The 16,479-nt window shown below is 48.8% G+C and carries 10 protein-coding genes and 1 tRNA gene; 6 read left to right on the top strand and 5 right to left on the bottom strand.

Annotated features, from left to right (window positions below; genetic code table 11):
* Window positions 1-25 precede the first annotated feature (25 nt).
* Complete coding sequence (guaB, locus tag ACJJIV_RS17090; protein ID WP_444884158.1) at window positions 26-1,513, bottom strand: IMP dehydrogenase; 1,488 nt, start codon at window positions 1,511-1,513, stop codon at window positions 26-28.
* Window positions 1,514-1,685: 172 nt separating this feature from the next.
* On the opposite strand from guaB, the gene xseA reads away from it, so the two are divergent.
* Both xseA and ACJJIV_RS17080 read left to right on the top strand, forming a co-directional pair.
* Window positions 1,686-3,038 carry an exodeoxyribonuclease VII large subunit gene (xseA, locus tag ACJJIV_RS17085; RefSeq protein WP_444889720.1) on the top strand — a complete coding sequence of 451 codons (1,353 nt, stop codon included), beginning with the start codon at window positions 1,686-1,688 and terminating at the stop codon, window positions 3,036-3,038.
* 66 nt (window positions 3,039-3,104) lie between these two features.
* Window positions 3,105-5,420, top strand: coding sequence for a transporter substrate-binding domain-containing protein (locus tag ACJJIV_RS17080; RefSeq protein WP_444889719.1), 2,316 nt, complete (start codon window positions 3,105-3,107; stop codon window positions 5,418-5,420).
* 25 nt (window positions 5,421-5,445) lie between these two features.
* Here the strand turns inward: ACJJIV_RS17080 and ACJJIV_RS17075 are convergent, their stop codons facing one another.
* From ACJJIV_RS17075 to ftsH, 3 genes are all read right to left on the bottom strand, one after another.
* Window positions 5,446-6,423, bottom strand: coding sequence for an NAD(P)H-quinone oxidoreductase (locus ACJJIV_RS17075; protein WP_444889718.1), 978 nt, complete (start codon window positions 6,421-6,423; stop codon window positions 5,446-5,448).
* Window positions 6,424-6,668: 245 nt separating this feature from the next.
* Complete coding sequence (locus tag ACJJIV_RS17070; RefSeq protein WP_444889717.1) at window positions 6,669-8,957, bottom strand: TonB-dependent receptor; 2,289 nt, start codon at window positions 8,955-8,957, stop codon at window positions 6,669-6,671.
* Window positions 8,958-9,743: 786 nt separating this feature from the next.
* Window positions 9,744-11,702, bottom strand: coding sequence for an ATP-dependent zinc metalloprotease FtsH (gene ftsH, locus ACJJIV_RS17065; protein WP_444889716.1), 1,959 nt, complete (start codon window positions 11,700-11,702; stop codon window positions 9,744-9,746).
* A 368-nt stretch (window positions 11,703-12,070) separates the two neighbouring features.
* Between ftsH and ACJJIV_RS17060 the strand changes: the two genes are divergently transcribed.
* Window positions 12,071-12,147: transfer RNA gene (locus ACJJIV_RS17060), tRNA-Arg, on the top strand.
* A gap of 196 nt (window positions 12,148-12,343) precedes the next feature.
* Here ACJJIV_RS17060 and ACJJIV_RS17055 read toward each other — a convergent pair.
* Entirely contained in the window at window positions 12,344-13,108 is a 765-nt protein-coding gene (locus ACJJIV_RS17055; protein ID WP_444889715.1) for a substrate-binding periplasmic protein, read from the bottom strand.
* Between the two features lie 747 nt (window positions 13,109-13,855).
* Here ACJJIV_RS17055 and ACJJIV_RS17050 point away from each other — a divergent pair.
* From ACJJIV_RS17050 to ACJJIV_RS17040, 3 genes are all read left to right on the top strand, one after another.
* Window positions 13,856-14,713: a M90 family metallopeptidase gene (locus tag ACJJIV_RS17050; RefSeq protein ID WP_444889714.1), complete on the top strand. Its 858-nt coding sequence runs from the start codon at window positions 13,856-13,858 to the stop codon at window positions 14,711-14,713.
* A 106-nt stretch (window positions 14,714-14,819) separates the two neighbouring features.
* Entirely contained in the window at window positions 14,820-15,398 is a 579-nt protein-coding gene (locus ACJJIV_RS17045) for an HD domain-containing protein (protein WP_444889713.1), read from the top strand.
* A 351-nt stretch (window positions 15,399-15,749) separates the two neighbouring features.
* The gene (locus tag ACJJIV_RS17040; protein WP_444889712.1) at window positions 15,750-16,352 is read left to right on the top strand and encodes a hypothetical protein; all 603 of its coding nucleotides are present in this window, start codon (window positions 15,750-15,752) and stop codon (window positions 16,350-16,352) included.
* Window positions 16,353-16,479: the final 127 nt, after the last annotated feature.

Genomic DNA, 16,479 nt, shown 5'->3' with positions numbered 1-16,479 from the left:
TACTGAAAGTTGTTCACCGAGAGGCTTAGCGTCCGCCCACCGGGTAGTTGGGCGCCTCTTTGGTAATCTGCACATCGTGTACATGGGACTCACCCATGCCGGCGGCAGTTACCCGCACAAATTCTGGACGGGTGCGCATGGTTTCAATATCCACACTACCGGTATACCCCATAGCAGAGCGCAGGCCACCGAGCATCTGGTGCACAATGGCAGACAGAGGGCCTTTATAAGGGACGCGCCCTTCAATACCTTCCGGGACCAGTTTTTCAGCGCCCTTGCTGGCATCCTGGAAGTAGCGATCGGAGGAGCCCTGAGTGCGCGCCATGGCACCGAGGGAGCCCATACCGCGATAGGACTTGTAAGTACGCCCTTGGTATAGCTCCACCTCACCCGGCGCCTCTTCGGTACCGGCAAACATAGAGCCCATCATTACGGAAGAAGCACCCGCAACAATTGCCTTGGAAATATCACCGGAATAGCGGATGCCACCATCGGCGATCATAGGTACCCCTGTTCCTTTAAGCGCAGCGGAAACCTCAGCAATTGCCGTTACCTGGGGCACACCGATACCCGTCACGATTCGGGTGGTGCAAATAGAGCCGGGGCCAATACCTACCTTCACCGCATCCGCACCAGCTTCAACCAATGCGCGCGCGGCGTCACCAGTGGCAATATTGCCACCAATTACATCCACCTGAGGATGCATTTCCTTAATACGACGCACGCGATCAATCACGTTGCGGGAATGGCCGTGGGCAGTATCCACAACCAACACATCCACACCGGCCTCTACCAGAGCCGCTACGCGATCATCGGTGTCAGGACTAGTGCCCACTGATGCGCCAACACGCAGGCGACCATCGGAATCTTTACAGGAGTTTGGGTACTGCTCTGCCTTATTAAAGTCTTTAACGGTAATCAGGCCACGCAACTCAAAATCATCGTTCACAACGAGTACTTTCTCGATGCGGTGCTTGTGCAGCAATTCGCGCACATGATCAGAAGAAGCATCTTCGTGTGCAGTTACCAGGCGCTCCTTTGGCGTCATGACACTGGCAACACTCACATCCAGGTCGGTAAGGAAGCGAACATCGCGGCTGGTAACAATACCCACCAGATCTCCTTTATCCATTACCGGAACACCGGAAATATTGTGATGGGTTGTCAGGGCGATCAATTCACGCACGGTGGCATCCGACTCGATCGTAATCGGGTCTTTTACCACACCGGCTTCAAATTTTTTCACCGCACGCACCGCAAGAGCCTGTTCTTCAATGGACATGCTCTTGTGAATAATGCCGATACCACCTTCCTGTGCCAGGGCAATTGCCAGGCGCGCTTCCGTCACAGTATCCATAGCAGCGGAGACAATGGGAATATTCAGGGTGATATTGCGGGACAGCTGGGTTTTAAGGCTGACATCCTTGGCGGTCACCTCGGAATAACCGGGCACAAGTAGGACGTCGTCGAAAGTGAGGGCTTCGCGCGCGATGCGCAGATTGGATTCAGACATTGTTGACACTCAAACCTCGAATAGGCGGGATTGGGTATCGGCGCGATTATACCTCTCAGGAATAAAAGCGCAAATGGCATTTCATAGAAAATCGGATTTAACGAGTAAAGCACTTTACCTATAAAGGGGATACTGCAATATTGCTCCGCCAGTTTTCACTTGAGAGGCACAGATGCAATCCAGCCCAGCAACTCCCAACAGCAAACGCAGTGTCCTGTCGGTAAGCGATTTGAACCGGGAGGTGAAACAGCTGCTGGAGGGCAGCATTCCACTACTGTGGATCAGCGGGGAAATCTCCAATTTTACTGTGCCCAGCTCCGGCCACTGGTATTTTAGCTTGAAAGATGCCCGCGCCCAGGTGCGCTGTGCCATGTTTCGCGGGCGAAACCGCAGTATAGCTTTTCGCCCACAAAACGGCCGCGAAGTGCTGATCCGCGCACGGGTTAGCCTCTATGAGGGCCGCGGTGAATTCCAGTTGATCGTGGAACATATGGAGGAAGCCGGCTTCGGCGCCCTGATGCGCCAACTGGAACAGCTCAAAGCCAAATTACAGGCCGAAGGGCTATTCGACAGCGCCCGAAAACGCGCCCTGCCCTATTTGCCCACCAATGTTGGCATTATCACTTCCCCGACTGGTGCCGCGATTCGCGATATGATCCATGTATTGGGTCGACGCCACCCTGGAGCGCAAATTGAACTCTGGCCAGTGGCTGTACAAGGCCAGGGAGCGGCGCAACAAATCGCCGAGGCTATTGAAAAAGCTGGCCGCAGCGGTCGCCACGACCTACTTATCGTGGGGCGTGGCGGCGGCTCTTTGGAGGATCTCTGGCCTTTCAATGAGGAGGTTGTTGCGCGAGCCTTGGCCACCTGCCCCATTCCCACAATTTCTGCAGTAGGCCACGAAACAGACACGACCGTTTCCGATCTGGCTGCCGATCTACGCGCACCCACCCCCTCAGCAGCAGCGGAAATTGCCAGTGCAAATGCCGCTGAGTTATATCAACGGCTGGAAAATAGCAAGCTTCGATTATATAGGGCAATGCAGCAGCAAGTTCTCCACCTGCAGCAGAAAATTATGTTGAGCCGTAATCGTTTACGCCACCCGCGCGAACAATTGCAAAACCGCTCGCAACGCCTGGACCACCTGGAGATGCGCCTATTGGCCGCAGGCCAGAAGCAAATTCAGCAGCGCCGCAACCAATTGGCAGCAGCTCAGCGGGCCTTTACCCACTACCAACCCCAGAGGCAATTACAGAAAAAAGGAGAACAGCTGAAATTTGTGCAAAGCACTTTGCAACGCGCGGCTGAGCGCCTTTTGCTGCAAAAAGCGGACAGGCTCAACCACCAAGCGCAGTTACTTCACAATGTGAGCCCACTGGCTGTTTTACAGCGCGGCTATGCTATTGCCAAGGATTCCCAAGGTAAACCTCTAAAAGACAGCCGCACGCTCGAAATAAACCAGGAAATTGAAGTTCAATTGGCCCGGGGTCACTTTTCCGCCAAGGTAGAGAACATCAGTCACTAAAACCAGAAAATGGGCTGAAGAGGCACGACACTATAATCCACACATAGAGAGCTTTTGGAGCTATCTATGAGGTGCCGTTATAAAGCTATCAGCCCCTATTGCTGGATTTTTTTATACTTTTTTATGCTAATTCTCGCACTTGCCGGATGCTCCCCAAAAGCACCCGAAGATTCAGAGAAGTCAGGTACTTTACAACCTACGGCCTCTTCAGAAAGTAGCCCTCAGGCAAATACCCCAACCGAGGAGAAAAAAAGTCCTACTGTTATTCCTGCAAAAGAACAACAGGTCAATTACATTGAAACCGGGGACCTCAAGGAAATAAAAAAACACGGCACCATCCGCTTCGTGAACTTGACCGGAGCAGCGGAAAACCTATTACCTAGAGACGGAGTAGTCAGCCTGCGTCACTTCGAGCTGGGAAACAAACTCGCCGACCAATTAAAGCTGGAAGCCAAGTGGATTAAGGCCCCAACCCCCGACAAAGCAGTAGAAATGCTAATTGCCGGTGAAGCTGATGTCATTGCCTATAACCTAACAGTGACCGATGCGCGCAAGAAAATCATTGACTTCAGCGTACCCATGCGCCAATCCCGCCTGCAGCTAGTTACTGGCCCTTCCGGTCCAGATATTAGCGACCCGAGCAAACTTAACGATGTTGAATTAATTGTTCCGCAGGGCTCTGCCAATATAGAAGCTGCGCAACAATTAATTGCCAAATATCCTGATGCGAAACTTTCTGTGCGTGAATTTGTTATTCACGGTAATCGCGATGGTTTGATCGATATGCTCAATATGAAAAATAATCGGGTCGCGATTCTCGAGAACTTTTCTGCGGAGGATTTACGTAACTATAGGGACGACTTACGCCTAGGAGCTTATGTTAGCGAGATGCAGAATATCGCCTGGGGAATGCGCAAAGACACTAAGCGACTCAATTCCACAGTGGATAACTTTATTACTCGCAATCTGGTGAAGGCCCAGGAAGAGCGCATCACCGACTGGAAGGGCATTAAAAAATCTGGCGTTATTCGCTTGCTTACTTATAACGGCCCCACGACCTACTTTATTTGGAAAGGTCTGTTAATGGGTTTTGACTATGAATTGGCGAAAGCCTTCGCAGACAAACACAAACTGCAGCTACAAATTATTGTGGTGCCGTATGAAGAGAGCTTAGCGGACTGGCTCAGGGCCGGACGCGGGGATTTTGCCGGATCGGAACTCAATATCACCTCATCCTATGAGCCAAAAGGAATGGTATTCACCAAACCCTATGTAGAGTCGGCAGAGCAAATCATAAGTAGCAAAAATAAACCCCCAATCGAAAAAATTCAGGACTTGAGCGGCCGAAAACTCACTCTACGTGCCTACTCTTCTTTTATTGACACAGCTAAAACTCTGCGCAACGCAGGTATTGACGTAGAAGTTCAGGTTGCACCGCCGGATATGTCCCAATCACAAATTTTCTCTTTGATCTCGGACGGTCTAATCGATGCCACCATTTCAAATTCTGGGCGCGCAAAAATTGAGGCTTCAGTACAGCCCAATTTGGTACTAGGCACATTACTCGGAGACCCCCAGCCCCAAGGCTGGCTGGTTCTACGCCAGAACTGGCATCTACTGAAGAACCTCAATAAATTTATCGAGGGCTATAGAAAAACTGCGAAGTATAAAAAACAGTATGCGGCCTACTTTGAGCCCAACAAACGCTTTATGCAGAGGGTTAGCACCCGAATAATCCCAGGAGAAAACCTCTCCCCCTATGATGACCTGGTAAAAGAATCGGCTTATAAATATGATTTTGACTGGCGCATGATCGTTGCACAAATGTGGCAGGAAAGTAATTTCAATCCAAAAGCGGTTTCACCGGTTGGTGCACAAGGTCTGATGCAGGTAATGCCGGCAACCGCAGAGGAAATGGGATTTCCACCCCCACTATTTGAACCGGAGCGCGCCATTAAAGCCGGTGTGAAATATATGGACTGGGTCAGAGACCGGTTTAACCCCTCCCTGCCCACGGTAAACAAACTCTGGTTCACTCTAGCCTCATACAACGCTGGTTATGGCCACCTTCTCGATGCACAGCGCCTCGCCAAACAGTTGGGCCTAGACCCCAACGTCTGGTTCGACAATGTAGAAGTAGCCATGTTAAAGCTGGCCCAGCCCCAGTATTTTAAGCGTGCGCGTTATGGCTATGTACGGGGATCGGAGCCCGTGCAATATGTGCGTAATATCAGCAATCTCTACAAGGCCTATGTAGAAATGATGAGCGACGATGCCAGTGTAGCTGTGCCCCTACAGAAAGCACCGAGTATCAGCTATTGCTCACCACTCCACACCCCAGAGGGGGTTATCCAGCAGATACCCAATTACTCCGCTCCGTAAGCTGATAACGTAGATTCTCCAAAGATCACAAGGTGAGCACAATTTTCCCAACGATCTTGCCAGACTCAAGAAGCCGATGTGCTTCGGCAACCTCCTCCAAAGGGAAACGCGCAGCAATCTGAGGGTGAATTTTACCAGCTTCTATTAATGGCCAAACTTGTGATTCCAAAGAGTGTGCAATATTAGCCTTAACCTGTGTGGATCTTGGCCTTAAGGTCGAGCCGGTAAGGGAAAGCCGCTTCAACATCACCGGTAACATATTCACTTCGACTCTGGCTCCCTGCAGATAGGCGATATTCACGATACGGCCATCATTCGCAGCCACTTGAATATTACGATCAATATAGCTGCCACCCACCATATCCAGAATCACATCCGCTCCATGTCCTGAAGTAGCTTCTTTTACTGCCTGCACAAAATCTTCTTCCCGGTAATTTATTGCTTGCTCGGCGCCGAGTTGCACACAAGCCACACATTTTTCTGCGGAACCGGCTGTGGCGAAAACCCTGGCACCCAGCTGATGTGCCAACTGAATAGCGGTAGTCCCAATACCCGAGCTACCACCATGTACCAAGAAGATCTCTCCACTTTGCAAACGAGCCCGATCAAATACATTGGCCCAAACCGTGAAGAAAGTCTCCGGTAATGTCGCAGCCTCCACCATAGAAAAAGCACCGGGTATTGGTAGGCACTGCCCTTCTGGAACCGTCACAAAATCCGCATATCCGCCGCCATTAGTTAGGGCACAGATCTTATCGCCAACTTGCCAGCGTTCAACGCCTTCACCCACAGCGGCCACCCGACCGGAAACTTCAAGCCCAAGAATAGGTGAGGCACCTGGAGGCGGTGGGTAATGACCATTGCGCTGAACGATATCGGGACGATTGACACCAGCGGCAGCTACCTCAACCAACACTTCACCTGGGGCGACCTCCGGTCTGGGCAGGTCCGCCAACTGCATAACCTCAGGGCCTCCATATTCCGGTAGATCAATAGCACGCATTATTCGCTCCTTTATCCTTTAAATTCTTCACGACCCGATTCAGTGATGGCGACAAACCCTCAAACCATCAGAGAGATATTGAGCACTACTGTACCGCTAATAGGAGGGAATTACAGGAGGGTAAAAGCAATGTGGCCGGGAACACTTGCACAAATCACCGAAAGATCCTGTATGCAAGTGGCCCGGCCAAGAAATGCATTAAATGAGAGCCAATATCTCAATTAATTCCAAAAGTGAGTTGCGATTTAAAGCTCGTATAGGAGCTCCACTCCCATCACACGGCCTTTATTCAGTGGTGTGAAACTGGCGCCAATTCCTCCCATAACAGGAGGTAACTGGGTATTGTTACCCTCCGCCATTTCATCCAGCATATTCTTGCCGAACAACGAAACCGTATAGCTTCCATTATCCGGTGTATAGCCGATGCTGAAATCCAGCATATCCACTTCTGACAACATGCCGCGATTGTCATCGGTGTAAGGAGCTTCGTCTCTATGATTAAAATTCACACGAGAAGTCAGGGTGCCGAAGGCGCCTAACTGCAAGTCGTGGATAAAGCCCATGCCGTAGGTCCAGGGGGCCAGACGCGGAATCTCAAGACCGAGATCGGTACTATCTACAAGTCCATCGCCATTCAGATCACCCAGCACCTTATCGTAGTCACCGTCAACATAGCCAACATTAAAGGTAAACAGCAGATTTTCACTAAGGGCCGCCATAGCCTCCAACTCGGCCCCGCGGATGGTTGCATCGGCAGTATTGCGGATGATTTGTGCAACCCCTGTTACCGCATCAGGAAGGTTTTCCTCACGCTGCATATCATCGATAGTATTGTGGAATACCGCCATATTGGTGCGTAGACGCCCATCCAGCCAATCCACTTTGGCGCCAATCTCGAAGCTGCTCTGCTCCTCTTGATCGGTAACCTGTGGAGAATAGGGCCTTTCAGTTAAAGGATTAATTCCTGCATTACGGAAATTGTAACCGCCGCTGCGGAAGCCCTTGGTCCAGAAAGTATACAACTGTGTATCATCGGAGACGGACCACTGCAGGCCCACCTTGGGCGTAAAGGCATTCCAACTCTCGCTATCCTTAAAGTCGTAACTTGTACAACCACTGAGGGTGCAGGTATTTAGAGGAATAGAGGCTATCTTGGCATCTTTTTTCTCACTGGAGTAGCGCCCCCCCAGGGTCAAAACCCAAGCTTCATTTAAGTCAATATCCGCCTGGGCAAATACGCCATAAGTGCTGTGATCCTGTTCACCGCCTCCCGTCCAGTCAATTGTCCCGAAACTTAAAAGACGATTCTCCAAGTAGGTGACATCCTGGCTAAACCAGTAAACACCAGTAGTCAGAGCAGTGCGACCAAAACGCCCAGAGTAGCGCAGCTCATTACTAAGCTGGCTCTGATCCACACTGGAATCAGCATGGAACAGCGTAACCGGTAGAGAGTCGATATCACCCAGCCCGTGAGCCTCATATTCCCTCCAGGCGAGAATATTGGTGATGGTGCCATCACCAAAGGCAACATCTTTATTGAACTCGGTAATAATCTGGCTCCACTCATCTTTCTGGTAGCCTTCCTCATTTTGTGCCACCTCAAAAGAATCTCTGCCGTTATCCCAATCATCAATGCCAATTGACGCAGCAATCAGTGGGGCACTTGGAGCAAATTGCAAACCTTCCCTAGTCTGAACATAAGTCGATTCATAACCGCGGTTCTGAGCCACCACACCATCAGAATCCATGCGGCCGTGCTCCATACGCACCAATAGCTCCGCTGTATCGCTCAGCTGGATACTAAAGCTTGGCCGAATAAACCAGCTGTCGGAAGCACCGGCATTGTCGTTGTTAGTGGCAACGTTTTCGAACCATCCGCGGTCATCGTTGTAATAAACCGTTAAACGGCCGTTGACCGTATCGGAAATGGCGCCGTTAATGGAGCCGGCTGCGACAGTATCGAGATTGTCGGTGGTGGATATTTTAAAGCGTGTAGAAAATTCATCCGTGGGGCGGGCAGTCTTTATGACCACTGCACCACCAGTTACATTGCGGCCAAATAGCAGGCCCTGTGGACCCCGCAAGACTTCAACACCTTCCAGATCGAACAGGTCGGTCACCACACCGGCGTTCACACCCAGATACATACCGTCCACAAACACACCGACGGTAGGATCAATAGAGGGAATAGAACTATTGATACCCAGGCCGCGTACCGTGAAGTTTGCGGTATTTTTTACCGTGCCCACATCTTCCAATTGAACATTGGGCATTTTGAAGGAAAGGCTTTGCAGATCCTTGGTGTGCAGAGCCTCTAACTGATCGCCAGAATAGGCGGTGGCCGCTACGGGAACCTCCTGCAGGATTTCTGCATCGGCACGTTTGCGGGCGGTGACTTGCACCTCCTCCATTAGAGTACCTACCGAACCCTCAGCGGCAAAGCTGGGGATCGCACCACTGGCCAACCAAAGAGTCGCTACAGAACAGGCGGAAAGCAGAGCGGAGTGCTGCTTAAGTTTTGACGGACTTCCCATGTTTTCTCTCCATTGTTTTATTGTTTTTATCTACAACAACGGACTTATCGCAATCGGTACTGCCTTATCCCGCCGCTCTACTCTCTCTGTGGAGGTTCCGACTTTGCGGGATTCCGATCCAAGACCGCGCTGATAAAGAGGCACAGAATTCGCATGTTTTCTGTGACTCAAACAGATTACAGGCTAGCCACGCCCGGTGGAAGTCTATTTATCGCGGATAACGATAAAAATAACTCAATTAGTCTGGAAAGTTCGTTGGAAGAGGAAAAACTAAATCCTGACTAAAAAAATAGAACTAAACATGCACTATTTGAGTGCGAACTTTTTACTCGCCCACACCCAATATTCCCCTTAAAAAGTAAGGAATCAAAATTTATTTTTGTTAAGAGCAGCCAAGACGTGAGTTAAATCTAGCTTGATGAATTTAAAAAATGCAGTAACGGCGAAATACAGGCTCAAACTTCGTTATCTTCAACATAAAAGACCTAGCAGTCAGCAAAATTACTCGGTTAATAGACTAGATTTTTCTGGGTGTGGATACTGAGAAATGGTACTTATGAATATTCTGTTAAAAAGGTGTGACACTAATTACAAATTTCTCCACTTGATACAAAAATAGATTTGACCATTAAGTCCAGCCACTTTATTGCCAGAAGTAACAAATTATTTTCACCTTATTAGTACATAGCAAACGACCCACCGGTAAGCTGGCCGAGCAATTCCTTATCAATTCGTCAACTGCAAATTCAGCGCTAGGATGCATCCGATCCCTTAACCGCTTGCAGATCAAGAGTCTGCTTTGCCCCCAAGTGTGATTACTTGATGCATCTCAGAAGCATCGAGGGTTTCTTTTTCTAGTAGCGCTTGTGCCAGGGCATCGAGTTCCTTGCGATGGCCCTGTAGAAGATTCTGGACTTCCGCCTCTATTGCGCTGACCAGGGCGATGACTTCGTCATCAATAATCTCAGAAGTATGCTCACTGAAATCTTTTTGCTGCGCCATTTCCTTACCAAGAAAGATATGCTCCTCCCCTCGGCGAAAGGCCACGGGTCCAAGTTTCTGACTCATACCCCAGTGCGTTACCATATGCTGGGCCAAGCGGGTGGCCTGCTTCAAATCGGACTCTGCCCCACTGCTGACTTCATTAAACACGACCTGCTCAGCCACCCTACCCCCCAACATCACACCGATGCGATCACGCAGGTAGCTCACTTTCATGTTGTGGTGATTTTCTAGTGGAATCTGTTCTGTTGCCCCGAGGCTGTGTCCCCTGGGAATAATAGTGGCTTTCTCCAACGGATCGGCATGGGGTAATAGCATCGCAGTGAGGGCGTGGCCAGCCTCGTGATAGGCAACCGTCTTTCGATCTTCCTCCCCCATTATCACTTCCCGCTCGCCACCAAGTACTACTTTGTCCCTGGCCTGTAGCAGACAATCCATATCCACGGCTGTCCTATTTTGCCTGCCCGCCAACAACGCGGCTTCATTAATCAGGTTTTCCAAGTCCGCCCCGGCGAAACCCGCCGTTAAGGCAGCCAAGCGCTCCAGGTCGACTTCCCCATGTAGTGGGACATTCTTAGTGTGAATACTTAGGATGTCCCTTCGAGCAGGCCTATCCGGTAAATCCAGGGTGATCTTGCGATCAAAGCGTCCAGGGCGAAGCAGTGCCGCATCCAACACATCGGGACGGTTGGTTGCCGCTATCACAACCACCGCCTCCTGGGGATCAAAGCCGTCCATCTCGCCGAGAATCTGATTCAGGGTTTGCTCACGCTCATCGTGTCCCCCTCCCAGACCCGTGCCCCGCGCCCGCCCTACTGAATCAATTTCATCGATAAAAATGATCGCTGGAGCCTCTTTCTTGGCTTCAGCAAACATATCCCGCACCCGCGATGCCCCGACACCGACAAACATCTCTATAAACTCCGAACCACTGATACTGAAGAAGGGAGCATCACTCTCTCCTGCCAAAGCCTTGGCCATCAATGTTTTGCCTGTACCTGGGGGGCCCATCAGCAGAATACCGCGAGGAATCTTTGCCCCGAGTTTACGGTAGTGTTCAGGGTCTTTTAGGTAGCCGGCTATTTCTTGCAAGTCCCTCTTGGCATTGGCAAGGCCAGCCACATCAGCAAAAGTCACTTCGGATTCACTGCGTTCATAGCGTTTGGCCGGTGACCGGGCAAAACTGAATGGATTGCCTGGGGTCATGGCGCCCATTCGGGCCTGCATCCGGCGCCCCAACCAAACCAGCAAGGCAATTATCAAAACCCACGGCAACAGCAAGATCGCCATCCTTTGCCAAAATCCGCCCTGGGATGATTCCGCTTCAATTATTACCTGCTGCTTTTCCAGTAAGGGCATTAACTCTGGGTCCTGCACCGGGGGTATGGTCGTCTCAAAGCGTTTTTCTTCTGGCTTCTGGGCTTTATCTTTAGTCTCACTCTTTCCCTCGGGCTGCTTACTGGCTACTTGTTTGAAGACTCCGGTGATACGTTGTCCTTCAAAAAGTACACTGGCAATTTCCCCCTTGCTTAGCGCACTCTTAAAGTCACTGTAAGATAAAACCTCTCTTTCTGAACCAAACTGCCCATTCGAACAGTATTGAAGAGTGAGGATCACCAGGAAAAGGAGTACGACATACTGCAGCCAACCAAGTGGGCTCTGCTGAGACTGGCCAGAGAGAGGGGAACCTGGTTCCTCGGCAGGTAACTTCTTCCCCTTCTCATCGTCATCCGCCATTGCCATAAGATCTCACTGATATTGGGGGAGCCTACTATCCACAAATTGAAGCGCAATCCCTTTATGCTGGAACAATCAGTATAGTTCTCCGCCAACTATGCAGAGCCGGCATATGTATAGGCTCATAAAGCCTCGGGCTAACGAATGAGGGCGACGCTCTGCGGTCCCAATCAACCCCACCTAAAGGCCTGTGGCAACTATTGTTAAAAAGAACTTGCAAACTCTCGTTCCACGCGGCAAAATTCGCGCCCTATCGAACTCTCTGGCCCTGCGCCAAGGGACGAAAAAGTTCGATAAGTTGCGGATTTTTAAAGGATTTTCCTTAAAAGCAGTTGACTTAAGCAAATCAACTGACTATAGTTCGCACCCATAACGCGCTCGTAGCTCAGCTGGATAGAGTACCTGGCTACGAACCAGGCGGTCGGAGGTTCGAATCCTCCCGAGCGCGCCATACAAAAAGGGCCTGTAACGCAAGTTACAGGCCCTTTTTATTTTTCTGACTTTTTACCTACCTTATAGCTAACAACCTTCAGCTAAGTTAGCTGGCAAGATAGCCAAGCTTGGTTAGTCCCTGAAAAATTGAAAAGGCCTTGATAACAACCGGGGCCTCTTCACTCGCCGTACAATACGGAGATTCTCACACCTGCTTACTTGCAGATGTTCTCCTTCTGTACAACATCATATTTCTTCAACAACTCCTGATAGCGGCCACTGCTGCACAGCTTGGCAAGCCCACTATTGAAATCATCGCGCACCTTCTGATCACGGAACCCTACACGGAAATCGGTCATTGGAACGAAGATCGGGAAAAGATTAACCTGATCCATTTTATGTCCCATTTTATTACTCAAATGCTTAAACAGCTCCATATCTACAACCGCCACCACGTCTTTCATTTTCCAAAATTGAGCGACAAGATCGGGGGCTGTTGGAGCCTGAATAATATTCTGGCGCTGCGTACCATTGGGTCCATACATCTTTTCAAATTCCGGCCCTAAATCCATAGGCCCTCCCTGCCAAGTAATCACCTTCTTACCGGCCAAATCAGCAATGCTATCAATTTTCATTTTATCGGTAGCTTTGGTAATCGCGTAATTGGCAAAACTGATCATGTTATTAGAGTAAAAAAGACCATCATCTTTCTTCATCACATTAACAGCTGCCTGTACTTTACCCTGCTCAAGTGCTGGGGCTGTCTCTGCAAAACCCATCTGTTCAAACTGCACCGAATACCCAGGCAGCGCTTCCCGTACAATATCGACCTCCAGGCCACTGGTAGCATTGTTGATCACATAGGGGGGAGCATCGCCAGCTATTGCCACCTTTAAGGGTGTGCCGCCCGATTGGGCAACCGCCTGAACAAGAACACCGAACATCAACCCGAGAAAAACAACAACGGAGCGCATACGCATAACCATCTCCAAAGCGACAGAAAAATCACCCAGACGCCCTAAGTGTTGACACCGAATAGCTATTTATCAAGTCGCATCTTTCCACCATAGAAACAGACTTATACTCAGCCACCCCCTATGCCAGACATATTTTCTAGCCAAAGAACTTGAAAACGGCACGTAATCCCCCCAACTCAGAAAATAGTAAAGCGGTATGGCTATAGACCCCTATTGGAAAACTCTCAACATCAATCTTTTTCCTGAGAACTGCAAAGTCAAACTTGTATTTTGCTCAACCAGGTTTATACACCCCGCTAGAATTCCAAAGAGACTGAAGCAAAGGCCAGCCAGTATGGTATCGATTCAGAAACAACTCACTAAATATAAAAGAACTCTACACAATACAGATAATCGCAATAATCTGACAATCCTAGACTCACTATTGAGCACTGAGTTTCGAGAAGTAAGAAAGCCTGGTCGCAGCTTTAATGTTAACTCGATAGCCTCAATGGTGCAGATGGAGAAAAACAGCAAGTGGATAGCTCACAGTCAAGATCATAAATACATAACACTCTCTGAACCATTTCGGTTACGTCTTTTTCGGACCGCACACAACGATCAGCAGGAAAACCCCTATCAGTTCTGCAAGCTACCCTCTATTTGGATATTCAATAAACGGCAGAAACAAATAAAGTACCACCAAGGTACGACCTGTGAAACTTTTTCAATAGACGAGAATAATTCAGCCAAACAGCAGGCACATAATCTATGAGCGCTTTTATTGCAATTATCCTGCTCGCCCTGGCAATTTGGTTAATACCGATTCTTTATCGCCGCTGGCGCATCAACTATCGACGTGCACAAGTACTGACTCAGGAGCAGTTACAGCTTCTCAAGGAAGCGCTTCCTCTATATCACGATCTAAATAGTGGCCAGCAGAAAGAACTACGTGGGAATATCGCACTTTTTCTTCATGACAAAGAATTTGTCGGCTGCGAAGGCTTACAAGTGAATGAAAAAATGAAAGTCACGATCGCCGCCCATGCATGCCTTCTACTGCTAGGTCGTAAAAACGAGTGTTACCCCAACCTCTACACTTTACTACTCTATCCGGACACTTACGTTGCCCAGGAAACTCACCGAGAGGGTTATATAGAGACCCACAAGCACTGCGCACGGGAAGGCGAGGCACACTATCGCGGCCCCGTAGTACTCTCCTGGGGTGATTTGGAGGAAGATTTAGAGTTCCCTCAGCGAGGACACAATGTCGCTCTACATGAATTTGCCCATAAAGTAGATGAGGAAGATGGCTACTTTGATGGCCGCCCACTCTTTGAGAAGTCCAACGATGGTGACAACTGGGCTGCAGTAATGAGCCAGGAATTCCATCGCTTGCGCCAAAAAGCTGAATTTGGCCAGCTCCCCGGTGACAGCCCTTCCGTGCTGGATTTATATGGAGCCCAATCGCCCGCTGAATTTTTTGCTGTAGCCACTGAGAGCTTTTACACCATCCCCATTGCTATGCGCTCCCTACATCCAGAGCTCTACAGGGAACTGAGCCGCTTCTATCGACTGGACCCAGCAACACTGGTCGGAGGAAAAGCAGATAGTTCTCCAGGGCTATAACTCTTTCTCTTTAAAATCAACATAGAAATACAATAAGCTAATGGCAGCTTATAAAAGAAAAATGATATCGAACATAATTCCAGAAAACTAATGCCAGGAAGTATCAATGGAAGCAATTGAGAAAGCGCTTAGCTTTATTATCGAAATAGAGAAGCTCAAAGACGTTCAACGGAAAACAAAACCAGTGGGATTGAATCGCTTCGAAAACTCCGCAGAGCACAGCTGGCATGTCTGTCTATGCGCGCTAATTTTGAAGGATTATTCAAATGACCCAATTAATATAAACCGGGTTTTAAAAATGCTACTAATACATGATCTTGGGGAAATTGATGCAGGGGATACCATAATCTATTCAAGTGAAACAAACGAGGTAAAGACTAAAGAAAAGAAAGGATTAGAACGACTATTATCATTATTACCTGGAAGTATGAATATAGAATTGATGAAATTATGGGAGGAATTCGAGTCTGGAGAAACGGCTGACGCCCGATTTGCCAAGGCCATTGACCGAATCCCTCCCCTACTACATAACATTTATGGTGAGGGACACAGTTGGAAACAATACGGCATCACCAAGGATCAAATATTTTCTTTAAACGCACGTATTGGAAAGGGTAGTGAAGAACTTTGGTCTGAGATTAGCAGCATGCTAGAGGGAGCAATCAAAGATGGCATCCTCAAGTAAGGGCCTACTTGAATAGAATCAAGCATATAAATTTGAGCCATAAACTTCCCACAGGATAATGCTCAACCACCTTAGTCTGTTCTACAATCAATACCATTCTTGTATAGCTTCCCTTGATTGCTACCAATATCTGAATAGTTTCCAACTCCTTCTGGAATATAAATCGTGCCAAAAGTAGCCCTGCCAATCCTCGGAGCCTTTATTCTTTTTTTGCTTCACACCGCATCAGCCAATTCGCCTATTAAGTGCCAACCCTTATTTAACCATCAGGATGATAAGGTTGCTCAATACAATAGGTGCACCCAAATTGACTTCCAACCCAGTAGTATCGACGGATCGGCAACGATCATAATGCGGCGCAATAGCAAAGGGGCTTGTGCCTATACCACAGCTGTCCAATGTGGCAATAAAAACCTACAGATGGAGGAAATTGCTGCGATAGATTTCAAGATCTCTATTCCTGCGGGCAAATGTAACCCAACCGAGTGGATTGCTGTTTACATGTTCCCCTGGTGTGGAGAATCTGGGGGATGTTGGAGCAGCGGGGAACGAGAAGTGGACTTTGTAGAAACAATGGGCCTCAATGGCCCCGGTGACCTAGCCTCCAATTGGGGAGGTCATCCCAAGCAGGCAGAGTGGATTAACCAACATGGCGCCATCAGGGTCGATAGTGGCACTAGCCAGCATATCACTTTTACTTCCAGCCAAGTTCTCTCAGGACCCAAAAGCGGCTCTTATCAATGGGACATTCGAGTGTGTGCCCCTTCGGCGACAAAGTGTGAAAACACTAATCAACTCTGGCATGCTTACCGTGAGAAAGGCCCAACTATTTTTGATGAGTCGATGATGATCGTTATTGACAACTGGGGAGTTGATCACCCACCAAAAGAGGGCTGCACTTTAGAGGTTACAAATATGCTAATCACTAAACACTTGAGGTCATCTAAAGAGTAGGCAAAATTCTGAACACTCTTACCATTTTCCAAAAAAAAGAGAGTAATTCAGCCATTTACATATATATAGTCTTTGAGAATATCAAAATCTCAAAAAACTGATTAAACAATTGAATAAATCTATGATC

The sequence above is a fragment of the Microbulbifer mixtoriginis (SeqCode) genome, from assembly GCF_052466765.1.
The sequence above is the reverse complement of the archived record's forward strand: the minus strand, read 5'-3'. Positions and strand labels throughout refer to the sequence as shown.